General features: G+C 64.3%; 12 protein-coding genes. 6 read left to right on the plus strand and 6 right to left on the minus strand.

Annotation, left to right across the window (positions count from 1 at the left end):
- From ACIQLI_RS07665 to ACIQLI_RS07675, 3 genes are all read right to left on the minus strand, one after another.
- A partial coding sequence (locus tag ACIQLI_RS07665; RefSeq protein ID WP_400386788.1) for a DUF222 domain-containing protein occupies positions 1-932 on the minus strand: 932 nt, incomplete at its 3' end.
- Positions 933-1,049: 117 nt separating this feature from the next.
- Positions 1,050-2,726: an acyltransferase gene (locus tag ACIQLI_RS07670; protein WP_400386790.1), complete on the minus strand. Its 1,677-nt coding sequence runs from the start codon at positions 2,724-2,726 to the stop codon at positions 1,050-1,052.
- A 126-nt stretch (positions 2,727-2,852) separates the two neighbouring features.
- Complete coding sequence (locus ACIQLI_RS07675) at positions 2,853-3,743, minus strand: helix-turn-helix transcriptional regulator (protein ID WP_354226540.1); 891 nt, start codon at positions 3,741-3,743, stop codon at positions 2,853-2,855.
- Positions 3,744-3,873: 130 nt separating this feature from the next.
- Between ACIQLI_RS07675 and ACIQLI_RS07680 the strand changes: the two genes are divergently transcribed.
- Together ACIQLI_RS07680 and hrpB are read left to right on the plus strand one after the other, a co-directional pair.
- Positions 3,874-4,917: an NAD(P)-dependent alcohol dehydrogenase gene (locus tag ACIQLI_RS07680; protein ID WP_400386792.1), complete on the plus strand. Its 1,044-nt coding sequence runs from the start codon at positions 3,874-3,876 to the stop codon at positions 4,915-4,917.
- Between the two features lie 82 nt (positions 4,918-4,999).
- The gene (hrpB, locus tag ACIQLI_RS07685; protein WP_400386795.1) at positions 5,000-7,666 is read left to right on the plus strand and encodes an ATP-dependent helicase HrpB; all 2,667 of its coding nucleotides are present in this window, start codon (positions 5,000-5,002) and stop codon (positions 7,664-7,666) included.
- Here hrpB and ACIQLI_RS07690 read toward each other — a convergent pair.
- Both ACIQLI_RS07690 and ACIQLI_RS07695 read right to left on the minus strand, forming a co-directional pair.
- Positions 7,663-9,294, minus strand: coding sequence for an amidohydrolase (locus tag ACIQLI_RS07690; RefSeq protein ID WP_400386798.1), 1,632 nt, complete (start codon positions 9,292-9,294; stop codon positions 7,663-7,665). The two genes, hrpB and ACIQLI_RS07690, sit on opposite strands and share 4 nt — an antisense overlap.
- Positions 9,284-10,741, minus strand: coding sequence for an APC family permease (locus ACIQLI_RS07695; RefSeq protein ID WP_400386801.1), 1,458 nt, complete (start codon positions 10,739-10,741; stop codon positions 9,284-9,286). Before ACIQLI_RS07695 ends, ACIQLI_RS07690 begins: the two co-directional genes overlap by 11 nt.
- A gap of 157 nt (positions 10,742-10,898) precedes the next feature.
- Between ACIQLI_RS07695 and ACIQLI_RS07700 the strand changes: the two genes are divergently transcribed.
- The 3 genes from ACIQLI_RS07700 to ACIQLI_RS07710 all read left to right on the plus strand — a co-directional run bounded on the left by ACIQLI_RS07700 (position 10,899) and on the right by ACIQLI_RS07710 (position 14,556).
- Entirely contained in the window at positions 10,899-11,516 is a 618-nt protein-coding gene (locus ACIQLI_RS07700) for a TetR/AcrR family transcriptional regulator C-terminal domain-containing protein (protein WP_400386804.1), read from the plus strand.
- A 40-nt stretch (positions 11,517-11,556) separates the two neighbouring features.
- Complete coding sequence (locus tag ACIQLI_RS07705; protein ID WP_400386807.1) at positions 11,557-12,291, plus strand: M50 family metallopeptidase; 735 nt, start codon at positions 11,557-11,559, stop codon at positions 12,289-12,291.
- 159 nt (positions 12,292-12,450) lie between these two features.
- Positions 12,451-14,556 carry an elongation factor G-like protein EF-G2 gene (locus ACIQLI_RS07710; RefSeq protein WP_400386810.1) on the plus strand — a complete coding sequence of 702 codons (2,106 nt, stop codon included), beginning with the start codon at positions 12,451-12,453 and terminating at the stop codon, positions 14,554-14,556.
- 15 nt (positions 14,557-14,571) lie between these two features.
- On the opposite strand, the gene ACIQLI_RS07715 is transcribed toward ACIQLI_RS07710, so the two are convergent.
- The gene (locus ACIQLI_RS07715) at positions 14,572-15,237 is read right to left on the minus strand and encodes an alpha/beta family hydrolase (RefSeq protein ID WP_400386813.1); all 666 of its coding nucleotides are present in this window, start codon (positions 15,235-15,237) and stop codon (positions 14,572-14,574) included.
- Between the two features lie 76 nt (positions 15,238-15,313).
- On the opposite strand from ACIQLI_RS07715, the gene ligD reads away from it, so the two are divergent.
- Entirely contained in the window at positions 15,314-16,339 is a 1,026-nt protein-coding gene (gene ligD, locus ACIQLI_RS07720; protein ID WP_400386816.1) for a non-homologous end-joining DNA ligase, read from the plus strand.
- Positions 16,340-16,447 lie beyond the last annotated feature (108 nt).

Genomic DNA, 16,447 nt, shown 5'->3' on the forward strand with positions numbered 1-16,447 from the left:
AACACGCCTTGGAGTTGGCGGAGGATTTCTTCGGTGGGTTCGGGGCCGTCGTGGTCGATGACGTCGATCCAGCGTTTGGCTATTTTGGTGACGAAGTCGGGGTCGGTTTCGACCGCGGTGGTGGTGAGGGCGTGTTCCATCCGGGTGAGGGTGTCCTCGTCGGTGAGGTTCCGGACTTTGTCCAGGGCGGCGCTGATGATCGAGGCCGAACGGGAAGGCACCAGTGCGGAACCAACCGCTTGGGCGAGTATTTCGCGGCGGGCCGGGATCTCCTGCCCGGCCATTCCTGTCCGGGGGAGCACGTCGGGGGCGAGGGCGAGCCTGCGTTTGGCTTCGCCGATGCCGATCCTCAACCGTGCCCGCAAGAACTCCGCCGCGTTCCGGTACCCGTCATCCAGAACGCTGACCGCTCCCGGAGCCGTTGCGGCCGTGGCTGGTTCCGTCCAGCCCGTCCGCAATTCCGGCGCTGCCGCCGAGGACACCGGACCGGCCTGTAGTGCTTCCGTCCGGGTCCGTTCCACAGCCTGCGCTGCGACAACCTGCAAGTACTCCACTGACCGGGCGATCTCCTCGACCTTGCCGGCAAAATCAGCCGCCTCAACAAACCCGAACAATCGCGCTTCGGAGAACGCTGACGAACGCATGGAATCCACTGCGGCAGCGCTTTCGGGCAGCGCCGCTGCAAGAACAGGGGCTCCGTGTGCGGAATCCATGGGTGGGTGGGGACCGGCAGGGCCAGCTTGCAGGGAGTCAACGCCCTGCCAAGAATCCGGGTCCCTGGAGGGATCCGTGGAACTGAACATCGCGGTAGTGCCCCGAAACGATGCAATCCGGGCTGGCACGCTCATGTACCGACGGGAACGCTGACGCAGCAGGTCGACCGCGCGGGGCGATGCCGCCCGCCTCGTCAAGACCTGCCCGTTGTTTCCCATAGATAGAGGTTGTCATGAGGGTCTGACATTTTTACCCCGTCAATGTCACGACGTGCTTTTCGGCGAGAGGTGAACATCGCTCGAAGGAAATCAGCCGACGTGGTGATTCACCAAGGGCTACAGATCAGGCAGCAACCATGCGGGCTCGGGCCGGTGAACGCCGCGGGGCCTGTATCCCAATGCTTCGGCGCTGCCCAGGAGGTCGGCGAGGTACCACATGATGGCAAGCCACATCTCCGTCCCTTGAAGCGTTGGGAGATGCTGGTTTCCGCTCTCCTCCGCAGCGCTGAAAGCCATTCCTTCGGCCGGATGCCACCTGCCCAAGGCCTGCTTCAGCTGGCTTCCCGCCCAGCTGCTGATCTCTGCCCGGCGATGTGGGGTCTGCTTGGACGCCAGCCACAAAGGATGCACGACGTCCAGGACATTGCAGGCATTCTGCCGCCCGGGGGAGAAGAAGCGTGGATCCGAGGAGTGCTCAAGGACAGCGTCCACGAGGCGTTCAACGTGGGGGACCGGTACCCCGTACTGCGCAAAAGTGCCACGCGTCAGGCGGTAGTACCCATTGACGACCTTCAACCGGGTATCTGATGTGGGTGTACCCCACGTTCCGGCCATCGGGTTGGCGTGCGTCAGCAGCCAGCCGAACAGCGCCTCCAGCGAACCCACGGAATTGGGATGGTTCTGCGCAAGGTTCCAGTACGCGGCAGTGCCCCAGGCGTCCACCCAAGCACCTGATCCCCAGGCTTCCTTTCGCCACGGGAGGGCGTCCAAGGAAGAAATCAGCGTTGCCGGTTCCATGTCGGCGATGGAGTGCACCGGATGGCGGAACCGGCTCCCAAGGAGGTCCAGGGCATAACCAACCGAGAGGACGTGATAGGTGGGTGGCCCCTCGCCAAAGATCAGCGGAGCACGGGTGTCGGAGCCGAACTCCGGCACCAGCCCGGTCGCCGGGTCTTGGAGTGCCCGCAGCTGTTCGATGTGATCCTCCCGTGTGAGCTGCGGTGGGACCGAGCCCAGCAGGAGGTCGGCGATTTCGATGGCATCGCAGTGTGCCCTTACGGTCGGCGAAGTGTCAGGACGGTCCACATAGTGGCCGCCGCCGGCAGGGGTCCAACTCCTTGCGAGAATCAGCTCGGCATCGGTGCGGGCCGTATCGGCGAAGGCCCCCAACTCTGCCAACAACCCGCCGTCGGCCGCGGGTGGGTGCCCCGCCGTCCCTGCCGGAGCGGCATCCCGCCTGTCGCGGATCCTGCGGGCGGGGTTTCCGCCCACGATGGACCATTCGGGCACATCCTTGGTGACTACCGCGCCCGCGGCGAGAACTGCATGCGAGCCGACGGTGACTCCGTCAAGGACCACCACGTTGGACCCGATCCAGACGTCGTCCCCGATGCGGATGCCTTTGCTGGTCAGCGGCTGCTTGAAGACGGGTTCGGCGGGATCCATGGAATGGTTGAATCCGAGGATGGAGGTGTGGGCGCCGATCCTCACGCCGTCGCCCATGGTGATGTTGCCCCGGACCACAGTGAAGGCATTAACCGTGCAATCGTCGCCAATGGTGACGGTACCCGTGACATAGGCGTGGGCGGCAATGAAGGAATCGGCCCCGATTGACAGCGCATCGGGATCGATACTGGCCAAGGGAGACAGGAAAGCCCGCTCGCCTATAGTGACGCCATCCCGTGCGGCGAAGCCTTTTTGGTATGCGTGCTGGGCCTCGCGTTCAGCCTCCGCGGCATAACCCCAAAACGTCCAAGGGGAATAGTCATAGTTGAGGTGGTGCTGGGGATTCACGTCGTAGTCTCCGCGATGACAGATGGTGGAAAGCGCTTCCCCTCAGTATTCCCGGCGGCCTCACCCCCGGTCAATGCGTCCCACCCAAACAATCAGGGTCGATCACCCCGGGTAGCCAAACTCGGGTTACTGGTGGTGACGGAGAGGCTCTGCGTCTGCGGCCGACGCGGGAGTGGTCGCAGCCCAGCTTGCGAGCAATTGAAGGGCGTCCGCAGTGCCCGTCCCGGGTTCGGCGTTGTAGACGGTCAAGGTCAAACCGGCGTCAGCGGATAGTTCCAGGGCCTCGTAGAGCAAGTGCAGGTCACCGACTATCCGGTGCCGGAAGTGTTTTTTGCCGGTGAAATGCTGGCGGACATTGTGTGATGCCCAGCGGACCCGGAATTCCTCGCTGCGGGTGGACAGCTCGCCCACAAGGTCACTGAGCCCCCGGTCATAGGGATCACGGCCGGCCTCCGTACGCATGATGGCCACGGTGTCATTGGCGGCGCGCTCCCAGTCCGTGTAGAAATCGTGGCTGCGGGGATCAAGGAAGAGGAAGCGTGCATGGTTGGGCGGTCCGGATGGGCTGTCGTAGATGTCCGCGTACAGGGCCCGACCCAACGCGTTCGTTGCCAGGAGGTCCAACCTGCCGTTGCGGATGAAGGCCGGCGAGCCGGTGATCGCATCCAGCGTGAGTTGCACTCCCGGCCGGATGAGCTGTTTCCGGACAGGACGACGCCGGGACTTGCCGCCGTCGCTTGCCGCTCGGGCGAGGTCATACAGATGTGCGCGTTCGGCGTCGTCCAGCTGCAGGGCGTTGGCCAGCGACTCCAGCACACTTTCGGAGACTCCGGAGAGGTTTCCGCGTTCCAGCCGGGTGTAATACTCAACACTCACCCCGGCCAGCATGGCCACTTCTCCGCGTCGAAGTCCCGGGACCCGGCGGTTGCCGCCGTAGGCGGCCAGTCCCGCTTGTTCCGGGGTGATCTTCGCCCTCCGGGTGGAAAGAAAGTCACGCGTCTCGGTCCGGTTGTCCATGCTTTCAACGGTATGGCTTTTGTCCGGCTAAGGGAGTCCCTGTCATTACCCCTTACAGCAGTAACTCCTTGCGCCCAGGGAAAGAGTGTTAGATGGAAATATCCACCAACGTTCACAACGCAGGAGAAACATGCCTACCGCTAACGCTTACGCTGCCCCCTCGGCTACGGGCGACCTGACCCTGACCATCATCGAACGTCGCGAGGTCGGTCCGAACGACGTCCACATTGACATCAAGTTCGCCGGCATCTGCCATTCCGACATCCACACTGTCCGCGGTGACTGGGGACCGCAGCAGTACCCGCTGGCCCCTGGCCACGAAATCGCCGGCATCGTCACCGAGGTCGGGTCCGATGTGACCAAGCACCAGGTGGGCGACCGCGTTGGCGTCGGCTGCATGGTCAACTCCTGCAAGGAGTGCCGGAACTGCCTGGCCGGAGAAGAACAATACTGCCTCAAGGGAAACGTGGGCACCTATGGTGCCGTTGACCGTGACGGCACCATCACCCAAGGTGGATACTCCAGCCACGTGGTGGTGAACGAGGACTTTGTCGTCACCATTCCGGAGGGCCTGGAACTGGACGTCGCTGCTCCGCTGCTGTGCGCAGGCATCACCACCTACTCGCCCCTGCACCACTGGGGCGCCGGTCCTGGCAAGAAGGTTGCCGTCGTCGGGCTTGGCGGACTCGGCCACATGGCCGTCAAGATCGCCCATGCCATGGGCGCTGAGGTCACGGTCCTGTCGCAGTCGCTGAAGAAGATGGAGGACGGGCTTAAGCTCGGCGCGGACCACTACTACGCCACCAGCGATCCCGCCACGTTCGAGCAGCTGGGCGGCACCTTCGATCTCATCATCAACACGGTCAGCGCTTCGATCGACATCAGCGCGTATCTCCAGTTGCTGACGCTCGACGGAAGCCTGGTCAACGTCGGCGCCCCGGCCGAACCACTGCCGGTGAACGTCTTCTCCTTGATCACGGGGCGTCGCCGGTTCGCAGGCTCAGCCATCGGCGGCATCCGCGAAACGCAGGAAATGCTGGACTTCTGCGCAGAACACGGCCTTGGTGCCGAGATCGAGGTCATCCCGGCCAGCAAGATCAACGAGGCGTACGAGCGCGTGCTCGCCTCCGACGTCCGCTACCGCTTTGTCATCGACGCTTCCACGATCGGCTAGATACACAGCACCAGAGGAAAGGCCACGCCCGGTTCGCTCCGGCGTGGCCTTTCCCGTGCCAGGCAACAGGGACAATGGTCTGGTGACTTTCAGACTGGACACCATCGGTAAGGGGCTGGTCTTTGCTCAATCCCTCGCGGACCTGACCGCGGCGCTGGAACGCCAGGGCGACGGCGGCGTGGCGGTCGTGCAGGCGCCACCCGGCACCGGCAAGACCACGCTGGTGCCTCCACTGCTGGCCAACCTGCTGGCCAAACGCCGGTCTCACTCCGAACGGCAGGCCGGCCACCCGCGTGTCGTCGTCACCCAACCACGGCGTGTTGCCGCGCGATCCGCTGCCCGCCGGCTGGCGTCACTGGACGGCAGCCGCTTGGGCGGCCGGGTGGGCTACACCGTGCGCGGGGAGAGCAAGACCGGCAAGGACACGGTGGTGGAATTCGTTACGCCCGGCATTCTCCTCCGCCGGCTCCTGAGCGATCCCGGTCTGGAGGACGTTCATGCTGTGGTCCTGGATGAGGTGCACGAGCGCGGGCTTGATACCGATCTGCTGATTGGCATGCTTGCCGAGGTCCGTGAGCTCCGTGGCGACCTGACGTTGATCGCCATGTCGGCAACCCTCGACGCCCGGCGTTTTGCAGCTTTATTGGAGCAAAGCGGGACAGCTCACGACGACGGCGGCCCGGCTCCCGTGGTTGACTGCCCTTCTGCGCTGTACCCGCTGGAGGTTCAGTGGGCCCCCTCCGGTGAGCACCGCCTCAACGATCGTGGAGTGGCCCGCACGTTCCTGGATCACGTGGCCCGCACCGCAGCGACCGCCCACGGACTGGCTTTGGCTGCCAACCCTGATGCTGATGCGTTGGTCTTCCTGCCGGGCGCCCGCGAAGTGTCCGACGTCGCACATCGCCTCAACGCCCTGGTTCCCCGAGGTGTTGAGGTACTGGAGTTGCACGGCCAGATCGGCCCCGACGCCCAGGATCGGGCTGTGTCCGGCCGTGAGCCCGGAGGTCCGCCACGGATCATTGTGTCGACGTCCCTGGCCGAGTCATCCCTCACCGTTCCCGGTGTGCGGCTCGTGATCGATTCGGGGTTGGCCAGGGAACCGCGGAGGGACTCGGGGCGTGGAATGTCAGGCCTGGTGACCGTCTCGTGCTCGCGGGCTTCGGCCGAGCAGCGAGCCGGACGCGCGGCACGGCAAGGGCCAGGGGCAGTGGTCCGCTGCTACGACCAGCAGGCTTTCGCAGCGGCCCCGGCCCACCAAACACCCGAGATCTCGGTTGCCGACCTCACTGGAGCCGCGCTGGTCCTCGCATGCTGGGGTGCCCCGGGAGGCCTCGGCTTGCAGCTGCCTGACGCTCCACCTTCAGGAACCATGGATGAGGCTGTGGAAGTCCTCCGGGAACTGGGTGCAGTGGCCGGGGACGGATCCGTCACAGCGTTGGGCAAGGCACTGGCACGCATTCCGGCCGATCCCCGCCTGGCCCGCGCCTTGCTGGATGGTGCTGCAGTGGTCGGCGCGCGGGCAGCGGCGGAAACAGTAGCCCTCGTTGCTGGTGACCAGCGCGCACCCGGTGCAGACCTCACCGCCTTGCTGACGTCGCTGAGGTCCGGTTCCGATCCCGCCGCGCGCCGTTTCGCGGAGGAGGCCAAGCGGATGGAATCGATGGCCCGGCAGGAGGCGTCCGGCGTCGTGCCTTCACAACTTCCAACGGACGTTACCGCCAGGGAAGCGCCCGGGTTTGTGGTGGCGTTGGCTTTCCCGGACCGGGTTGCGCGTCGCGTTGCCGGCGATGGTTCCACGTATCTGTTGTCCTCCGGGACGCGGGCCGGACTTCCTGCCGCAAGTCCGTTGTCCGGGCATGAGTGGCTGGCAGTGTCCGAAGTGTCGCGGGCGCAGGGCCGCGACGCTGCAGGTACGGGTGCGGTGATCCGCTCAGCGGCGCCGTTGTCCGCGGAACTTGCCCAAGCTGCTGCCCCGGATCTGATGGTCACCAAAGTGCAGGCGAAGTTTGACCAAGGGAAAGTGACCGCCCGCCTGGAGCGTTGCTTGGGATCGATCGTCTTGTCCTCCACGCCTGTGCGACCCAGCGCCGACGCCGGACGTCACGCGGTGGGCGAGGCCTTGGCAAAGACCGGGTTGTCCATGATCGGGTGGTCAACAGCCGCCGACGCCCTGCGGAGGCGGCTCGCCATGTTGCACCATGAGCTCGGCGCGCCATGGCCCGACGTCCGCGAGGCCAGCCTGCTGGCCCGGCTGGAGGACTGGTTGGCCCCGGAGCTGGAACAGGTGGCCACCGGGACGCCCGTAAAGTCGATCAACCTGGCGGAACCCTTGCGTCGGCTGCTGCCCTGGCCGGAAGCAGCCCGCCTGGACAGCCTTGCTCCTGAGCGTCTGGAGGTTCCCAGCGGCTCGCGGGTCAGGATCGATTATCCCGAAGTGTCAGAGAAAGGACCGGAAGAGCACGACGGCGGCAGGCCGGTGGTGGCGGTCAAACTCCAGGAATGTTTCGGCTGGGACCGCACGCCACTGCTCGTCGACGGCCGGGTGCCTGTGCTGTTCCATTTGTTGTCGCCGGCAGGCAGGCCATTGGCCGTCACCGACGATCTCGCCTCTTTCTGGTCCGGTCCCTACGCCCAAGTCCGGGCCGAGATGCGTGGGCGCTACCCCAAGCATCCCTGGCCCGAAGACCCGTGGACTGCTCCGGCCACCGCCAGAACCAAGAACAGGATGCAGTCCGGCCCCGCCACCTAGGCGAGCCGCTCCAGCATGAACTGGATCTCGCCGTCCACGAATGTTCCCAGGACCGCACTGGCAGCCAACTCGTCGGGGTCGGTGGTCAGGGGATCCAGTTCGAAAGCCGTGAAGTCTGCCCGTTTGCCCACCGAGATGGAACCGGAGACATCCCAGAGGCCTGCCGCTTTTGCAGCATGCGAGGTGTAGCCCTCCAGAGCTTGGTACGCGGTGAGGCCTTGCGCCGGCGCGATGGGCTGTTGCCCGGGATGTCCGGAACGCCGGCGCAACTGTGCGTCCGCGATGATCGGAAGGGGTTCAAACGGAGCGATCGGCCAGTCAGAGCCGATGCCCAACGTCACTCCGGCTTCACGGAGGTCACGGCAGCGCCAGGCCCGGTCCGCCCTCTCGGCGCCCAGTCGGGTGGACCAGTTGTCGCTGTGGTCCGCCGCTGAATAATGGGTGCAGTGCGTTGGTTGCATACTGGCCACGACACCCGCACTCCTGAAGCGCTCCACGAGCCCGTCCGGAACTGTCTCGATGTGTTCAATGCGGTGGACGGTCCGGCGCAGGACATCGGCCGGTACCGTACCGGGCAACGACTCCAGGGCAGTCAACACATGTTCCACGCCTGCATCACCGATCGCGTGCGTCGCTGTCGGGATGCCGCGGGAGGCGAAGTAGCGGACGGCGGCCGAGTATTCTTCTGGCCGTGGCCAGAACGGCGCCGTGGATTGGCCGTAGGCGTCGGGTTCGTAGAGCCAGGCGGTTCCGTTGTCCACGGTTCCATCGACGAACAGTTTGATGGCCTCAACGGACCATCGTCGCCCGCCGGTTCCCACGGTGCGGGCAAGTTCCTTCCACTCGGATTCATCGGTGCCGGGCATGCACCACGGGGCGCTCCGCAGGCGCAGCGGCAGCCCGCCGTCGATTTCCAAGGCCCGGAAAAGGAGGGCGGATTCGTCGCTGTGGTCCATGATGTGGCCGCCGGTCAATCCTGCCCGGGCAAAGTCCTCCAGCAGGGCGGCGAGCCTGGCCTTCCGTTCGTCGAACGTTTCCTGGGGGATGTGCCGTTGGACAAGTTCCATGGCGGCTGCTTCGAGGAGGAGGCCGGTGGGAACGCCGTCGGCATCGCACACTACCTCGGAAGCCTGCTCGAAGTCGTGCCTGCCCCGGATACCTGCCACGTCCAGGGCCCGGCTGTTGGCGAGGGCTGAATGACCGTCGAACAAACGGATCAGCGCGGGCTTGTCACCGCTGACTGCATCCAGGACGCTCCGGTGCAACGGTACGGCGCCGAAGGCGTTGGGGTTCAGGCCCCAGCCACGCAACCAGCCGCCGTCGTTTTCTGATTCGAACTGGAGCAGGGCGCATACTTCCTCAAGGGTGGCAGCGCTGGAAAGGTCAACACCGATTGTCAGGTCCAGCCCGAACACCGGGTGGATGTGGCAGTCCACCAGTCCCGGGGTCAGCGTCGCGCTGCCAAGATCTACCACGCGGGTACCGTCGTGCGCCCAGTCCTGAGCTTCAGTTCGGCGCCCGACGGCGGTAATCACCCCATCGCGAACGGCTACAGCCTGGTGGGAATCGCCCATGTGGCCGTCCATGGTGTGGATGGTATCGGCGAGGACTATGAGGTCAGGATTCATGTTTTTCGAAGCTTCCAATCCGGGCAAAGACGTCAGGGCGGGTACTGCGCAGGCGGCGTGCAATCAGCAGGCCCGCCAGGAAAACAACAGGTGCCACCAGAAGGAGGATGGTATTGGTGAGGGGATCGGCAAACGTGAGGAGTTCGATATTGATGGCAATCAGCGCCACCACTCCGAACAGCAGAATGGCCGAGGCCACGCTCACGGGAAGTAGGAAGCGGTTGGTGACGGCCGCCCGATGGCGTCGCAAATAGATGAAGGCGGCCACGGACACCAGGCCCTGCAGGGCAACGATCCCCACGATTCCCGGTGTGTTCACCCAGATCAGCAGCTGCTTGTACGGGTCGGCGTCGGCGATCGCACAAATGATGATGACGACGGCGGCCAGGATGGTTTGGATCTGCCCGGCACGGTGCGGGGATTTGTACTTAGGGTGGGTCCTGCCGAGGAACGCGGGGAGCACACCGTCCTTGGCGAGCATATACACGTAGCGGTTGATGGCGTTGTGGAAGGCCAGTTGCGAGGCGTACACGCTGGTCACGATCAGCACGTACATCACTACCTCGGCCCACGGTCCCACGTACTGGCTGATGGTGGCGAAGAACATTCCGTCGGCCAGTTCACCGGCTGCGGCGACCACGTTCCCGTCGCCGAAAGCCTGAATGACTGTCCAGACAATAAAGGCGTAAAACACGGACATGAACCCGACGGCGATGTACGTTGCGCGCGGGACGGACTTGTCCGGGTTGCGGGCCTCGCGCCGGTACAGCACGGTGGATTCGAAGCCCATGAATGCCGCGAAGCAGATAGCCAAGATGGCCAGGACACCCGGCGTGAAGGCGTGCTCGGGGGAGAAGGAGGCGAAACTGATGCCGGCAGCTCCGCCGCGCACAAGGATCGCTACGCCCATGATTCCCAGGATGGCGGTTTCAGCGATGAGCAGTACTCCGAGGACCTTGGCGCCGACGTCAATGCCGCGGAATCCCAGAAGCCAGACGGCCGCGATGGCCACCAAGGCCACAACCGGCCATGGCACGTCCAGGCCAAAGAGCGTGCGGAGCATGGCCTGGGTCTGGACGGCGAACAACCCGTAGACGCCGATCTGCAAGCAGTTGTAGGACACGATCGCCAGTATGGCCGCGGCCAGTCCCGTTGTCTTGCCCATGGCCAGGCTGATGTAGGTGTAGAAGCCGCCGGCAGCTTTGACGTGTTTGGTCATGGCCATGAAGGCAATGGCGAAAACCAGCAGGACTGCCCCGGCAATGACGTATCCCATGGGGGCGCCAATGCCCCCGATGCCGATAGCCACAGGGGCTACGCCGGCCATCACTGTCAGGGGGGCTGCTGCCGAGATCACCAGGAAGGCGATGCCGCCGGTGCCGATGGCATTCCGTTTGAGCCCATTTCCAGCATCTGCTGCTGGAGGTCGGGTTTCGAGGTCAGACATGGGGATCCTCAGGTGTTGGGGGAAGGAATGTTCAAGGAGTGCCAGTCGTTAAGCGAAAGGCTTTCGTTTAGCGTAGGGCCTAGTGATTCAGAGCACAATACCTGGACGCAAAGTTCTGGCTAGAGTCGTAACAACAACCTTGAATGGAGACACCCGTATGGCACGCCCGCTGGTCCCGCTGATATCCATCGATGCCCTCGTCACCGCCGCCCTTGAGTTGGTGGACGAGGCCGGGGACTTCAGCCTGCCCAAACTGGCCAAGCGGATCGGCGTCAGCCAATCCTCCATCTACAACCATGTGAGCGGACGGGAAGAAATCCTTGAGCTGATGCGCGGCAGGATCATCGGCGAAAGTCCCTACGTCCTGGAGGACGAACAGGACTGGGAGGCGTCGCTTCGCGCCATTGTCCGGAGTTATCGGGATGCCTTCGCCCGCCATCCGAAACTCGCACCCCTGCTGGTGCTCCAAACAGTTCAGGACGACCAGGTGATGGCCCTCTACGAGAACCTTGCGGTTGCCCTCCACGCCGCCGGGTTCCGGGGCCGGGATGTCATGTCAGCGATTTCCACCATTGACAGCTTCGCCCTGGGTTTCGCCCTGGACCTGGCAGCGCCGGATGTCGTCTGGGCTCCACCTGTGCAGGGGTACCCTGCCCTGACCAATGCCTTGGCACAAGCTGGACCTGCCGTGGAGCGTGGCGAGGCGGCTTTCGACTTCGGCCTTGAGATCCTCATCGCCGGGCTGCATTCCCGCCTTAAGCCGACAGTGTTGTGAGGGCTGTGAGGCTGTCGGTGCAGGGAATCCGGAAGGCGCAATGAGCTTCTTTCACACGTGGTGGGACGCGGTCGTCCGCGGTTTCACCGAAACGCACACCACTGCGGTGCCACTGCCGGCCTTGCTGGGCATCCTTGCGTGTGCCGTTGTCCTGAGCATCCCGCGCGTGACCTGGCGCTGGTTCGGCCTGTACGTCACGTTCGTCCACGAGCTCGGCCACGCCTACGCGGCGCTGATGACAGGGCGCTTTGTGCACGGGCTCCGGATAGGGCTCGACCATTCGGGACGCCTTGTCAGCAGTGGCCGGAGTGCTTTTGGTGCGGCCTGGTCCGGGTTTTGGGGATACCCGGCACCGGCGGTTGTTGGCCTCGGGCTGATCGCCGCGTTCGCGGCAGGCCGTTCCGGCGCGGCCATGTCCATCGGGGCCTTGATCCTGCTGGTGTCGCTCATTTTCCTGAGGAATTTCACCGGGATTCTCGTTGCCGTGGTGAGCGCTGGAGTCGCCCAGCTCCTGATCCTGTTCGCTGCGCCGACAACAACGAACTATGTGGTCCTTGCCCTTGGCGTCGCCCTGTCAGTAGGCGGTGTCCGCGACCTCTTCAAACTGGCCAGTGTGCACACCAGCCGCCGGGACCGGATTGGTGCCTCCGACGCCTTCATCCTGGGCCGCACCACAGGCCTCCCGGCCTTCGTGTGGTTGACGGGTTTTACTGTGGTGATTGCCGGATGCGCGGCAGCGTCCGCCTGGTTGCTGTGGGGAATGCTCGCCCTGTAGTCCGTGGTTCAGCACACTGCCAAGGGCCCGACGACGGCTGGCCGGTTTTGCTGGCTGCCAGCCCTTGCCCTGTGGTCACCTCAGGGTGTCCAATCCTGTTTAACGTTCGAACGGGATGTGTTCGGACTCCGTGCCGGGATCCAACACCAGGAGGTGCCCATGTCCGCGAAGGGCACGCGCGAAACACCAAGAGGAGCCGGACCCGGCATGCCTGAAGCCCGACGGGGTGACAACGGAGCGGCCATGGCAGCAAGGGACCCTTCCCGCATCCGGAATGTTGCACTCGTGGGGCATTCGGGGGCCGGCAAATCGATGCTGGTCGAAGCATTGCTCGCCGCAACCGGAGCCATCACCAGGATGGGATCCATCAGCGAAGGCACCACCGTCAGCGACTCCGATCCGTCCGCGATCCACCAACAACGCTCAGTGGCCATGTCAGTCGCGCCAATCCTGGTGGGCGATGTCAAGGTAAATCTGATCGACACCCCGGGCTACACCGACTTCACCGGCGAATTGCGCGCTGGTTTAAGGGCCGCTGATGCGGCCCTTTTTGTTGTCTCCTGCGCCGACGGTATTGACGCAGCCACCATTGCTCTGTGGGGCGAATGCGAGAAGGTCCGCATGCCCCGGGCAGTGGTACTCAGCAAGCTGGACCATCCGCGCGGCGACTTCAGTGCCGCCGTCGTGCGGTGCCAGGAAGCTTTTGGTGAGTCGGTGCTCCCGTTGTACGTTCCTGGGGCGGGCAATACCGGCCTTGTCGGCATCCTCAATGGCCCCGCTGATGGAGATCCGGCATCGGTGACGGAGGTCGAGGAGGCGCGTGGCCCTTTGATTGAAGGGATTATTGCCGAGAGCGAAGACGAAACACTCATGGACCGGTACCTCGGTGGCGAGGAGTTGCCACTGGCAGATCTGGTCAAGGACCTGGAAACCGCTGTGGCCCAGGGAGGCTTCTTCCCGGTCATTCCGACGTCGGCGGAAACCGGGGTGGGCCTTCCCGAGCTCATGGCCTTGTTGACCGATGCCTTGCCATCGCCCCTGGAGCGCATCACCCCCGCGGTGATGAAACTGGACGGTTCGTCGATGAAACCGTTGGAGTGTGATCCTGCCGGGCGTCTTGCCGCCGAAGTGGTGCGGACCACCGTGGATCCATTCCTCGGCCGCGTGTGCCTGGTCCGTGTCTTCTCGGGGACGTTGCGGGAAGATTCTTCCGTCCATGTGGGCGGCAGGGGACTGGCGGACAGGGGCCATGAGGACCACGACGCCGATGAACGCGTCACCCACCTCTATTCTCCGGTGGGCTCCAGCTTGAAGGCAGTTCCGCAGTCTATTGCCGGGGACATGTGCGCCATCAGCAAGCTCGCCAGCGCCGAGACCGGCGATACGGTGTCCGACAGGGAAGCGCCGCTGCTGATCGAAACGTGGAACATGCCCGAGCCACTGATGCCCATCGCCATTGAAGGTGCTTCACGGAGTGACGAAGACGCGCTGGCAAAAAGCATCGGGAAGGTGGCGGCCGCTGATCCGACGCTTCGATTGGAACGCAACCAGGACACCCACCAGCTCATCCTTTGGTGCATGGGAGAAGCCCACGCAGAGGTGGTCCTGGACAGGTTGCGCAGCCAGGGCGTCAAACTGCAGACCGTGGACGTCATCACTCCGCTCAGGGAGACTTTCGCCGGCAAAGCCACGGGACACGGACGGCACGTCAAGCAATCCGGGGGCCATGGTCAGTTCGCCATCTGCGACATCGAGGTGGAGCCCTTGGCCAGAGGCGAAGGTTTCGCCTTCACGGACAGAATCGTCGGCGGAGCGATCCCTTCTACGTTCGTTACCAGCGTGGAGAAGGGCGTTCGTTCCCAGATGCTCAAGGGTGTATCCGCGGGATTCCCGGTGGTGGACATCAAGGTGACGTTGGTGGGCGGAAAGACCCACAGCGTTGACTCCTCGGATGCTGCCTTCCAAGCGGCCGGGGCGCTGGCCCTTCGGGAAGCTGCGGCGAACACCAAAATCCAGCTGTTGGAACCTGTCTCTTCAGTTGTTGTCAGCGTCCCCGACGAGTATGTGGGTGCCGTGATGAGTGATCTTTCGGGACGGCGCGGCCGGGTCACCGGCACTACTGCAGCCGACGCCGAGGGAACGGAAGTGAGTGCTGAAGTGCCGGACCAGGAACTTCTGCGCTACGCCATCGAGCTGCGTGCCCTCACCGCCGGTACCGGTAGTTTCCGCCGGTCTTACCTCCGCCACGAGCCCCTGCCAAAGTAGTGCCCAGAGACAGGCTTAGGAGTTGGCCCGCAGGAACGCAGCCACCGCGGGCGCCAACGATGCCCCGGTCTCGGACGCCCCCCGTTTGACGCCTTTGACCGCGAACGAGTGGTCACCGCCTTCACTCCACTGGAGCGACGCCGTCGGGCCTATCTTTTCCACCACGGACTCCAACAGTTCCGGTGTTGCGAACGTATCCCGCGTGCCTTGGAGGAAAAGCATGGGCGTTGTGACGCCGTAGAGGTGTTCGTCGCGCAGTTTTTCCGGTTTGCCGGGCGCGTGCAGGGGGTAGCCGAGGTACACCAATCCACTGGCAGGCATGCCTTCGGCCACTGCCATGGACGCCATCCGGCCGCCAAAGGACTTGCCGGCAGCCCAGAGGGGCTCGCCCTCACCCAGCTCCGCGGCCTTGTCCATGACGGCGCGCCACGTGGCGATGGCCAAGGGCGGGCGGTCGGGGAATCGCCGGCCTGCCTCGCGATAAGGAAAATTGAAGCGCAGGGTAGCCACTCCTTCGTCCGCCATTGCCTCAGCGAAGCCCTGCAGGAATGGATGTTCCATCCCAGCTCCGGCGCCGTGTGCCACCACCAACGTGGCAAACGGGCTGTCCGGCCTGATGTGGAGGGCGGAAATGTCGGATTCACCGACCGTGATGGTGATGGGTGTTTCAGTGTTTGGCATGTATCCATCATTGCCCACGGCAGCGAAATCGCCGCAGGTGCTGACGAACCAGCCCTTAACGGGGTAGCTTGTGCCCATGGCGAGCGAAGCAACCACTGTCACAGTGCCCGGTCCCGACGGCCCCCGGGAGGTCCGGATTTCCAGTCCAAGCCGGGTGATGTGGCCGGAAGCGGGGCTGACCAAACTGGACCTCGCCAACTATCTCATCGACGTCGGCGACGCGTTTGTTGCCGCCAACGGAAGCCGGCCAGTCAGCCTTCAACGCTATTCGGGGAACATAGATGGTGAGATGTTCTTCTCGAAGAACCCGCCCAAGGGCGCGCCGGAGTATGTCCGTTCCGTCCCGGTGACCTATCCCAGCGCGCGGTCCCATCCGCAACTGGTCATCGACGAGCCCGCAGCGGCCGTGTGGGCGGCACAGATGAACACCGTGGTGTTCCATCCTTGGGCCTCGCGGGCCGACGATCCCGATAACCCCGATCAACTGAGGATCGACCTCGATCCCCAACCGGGCACCGACTTCGACGACGCCATTCCCGCCGCACAGGAGCTCCGGTCCGTGCTGGAAGAAGCCGGATTGACGGCGTTCATCAAGACATCGGGCAACCGGGGACTCCACGTCTATGCGCCCATCCACCCCAAGCATGAGTTCCTCGACGTACGCCATGCCGTGATTGCGGCAGGACGCGAGCTGGAACGCCGCCGGCCCGACAAGGTCACTACAGCCTGGTGGAAGGAGGAACGCGGGGCCAGGATCTTCGTGGACTTCAACCAGGCAAACCGGGACCGGACCATCGCCGGGGCTTATAGCCCCCGTGCCGTACCCACGGCGCAGGTGTCCTGCCCGCTGACGTGGGATGAACTGGAGAGCTCAGATCCTGCGAAGTACACCATCACCACAGTCCCGGACCGTCTGGCGAAGACAGGCGACCCCTGGGCATCCATGCACGATCACCCCGGCGACATTGACGTGCTGCTCGAATGGTGGGAACGCGACGTCAAGAACGGCCAGGGCGAGATGCCCTTCCCGCCTGAATTCCCCAAAATGCCGGGTGAACCCATGCGCGTGCAGCCCAGCCGGGCCCGCAAGCCCGAGGAGTAAACCGGGAGTCCGCGTGCCGCGACGCCCAGGTCAGGGAGTAACAGGCCTCGCACTTGCGTGCGGGTTGTTTCTCTGTGGGTGCACCGCAACGCCGAACCCCCTGCCGAC

The sequence above is a fragment of the Paenarthrobacter sp. NPDC091669 genome (assembly GCF_044756725.1).
GTDB classification, from domain to species: domain Bacteria; phylum Actinomycetota; class Actinomycetes; order Actinomycetales; family Micrococcaceae; genus Arthrobacter; species Arthrobacter bambusae_C.

Bases quoted from the DNA above. Each gene is read 5' to 3' on its own strand.
- ACIQLI_RS07675 (WP_354226540.1), bottom strand. From the start codon at position 3,743: ATGGACAACCGGACCGAGACGCGTGACTTTCTTTCCACCCGGAGGGCG.
- ACIQLI_RS07680 (WP_400386792.1), top strand. From the start codon at position 3,874: ATGCCTACCGCTAACGCTTACGCTGCCCCCTCGGCTACGGGCGACCTG.
- ACIQLI_RS07690 (WP_400386798.1), bottom strand. From the start codon at position 9,294: ATGAATCCTGACCTCATAGTCCTCGCCGATACCATCCACACCATGGAC.
- ACIQLI_RS07695 (WP_400386801.1), bottom strand. From the start codon at position 10,741: ATGTCTGACCTCGAAACCCGACCTCCAGCAGCAGATGCTGGAAATGGG.
- ACIQLI_RS07700 (WP_400386804.1), top strand. From the start codon at position 10,899: ATGGCACGCCCGCTGGTCCCGCTGATATCCATCGATGCCCTCGTCACC.
- ACIQLI_RS07705 (WP_400386807.1), top strand. From the start codon at position 11,557: ATGAGCTTCTTTCACACGTGGTGGGACGCGGTCGTCCGCGGTTTCACC.
- ACIQLI_RS07710 (WP_400386810.1), top strand. From the start codon at position 12,451: ATGTCCGCGAAGGGCACGCGCGAAACACCAAGAGGAGCCGGACCCGGC.
- ACIQLI_RS07715 (WP_400386813.1), bottom strand. From the start codon at position 15,237: ATGCCAAACACTGAAACACCCATCACCATCACGGTCGGTGAATCCGAC.
- ligD (WP_400386816.1), top strand. From the start codon at position 15,314: ATGGCGAGCGAAGCAACCACTGTCACAGTGCCCGGTCCCGACGGCCCC.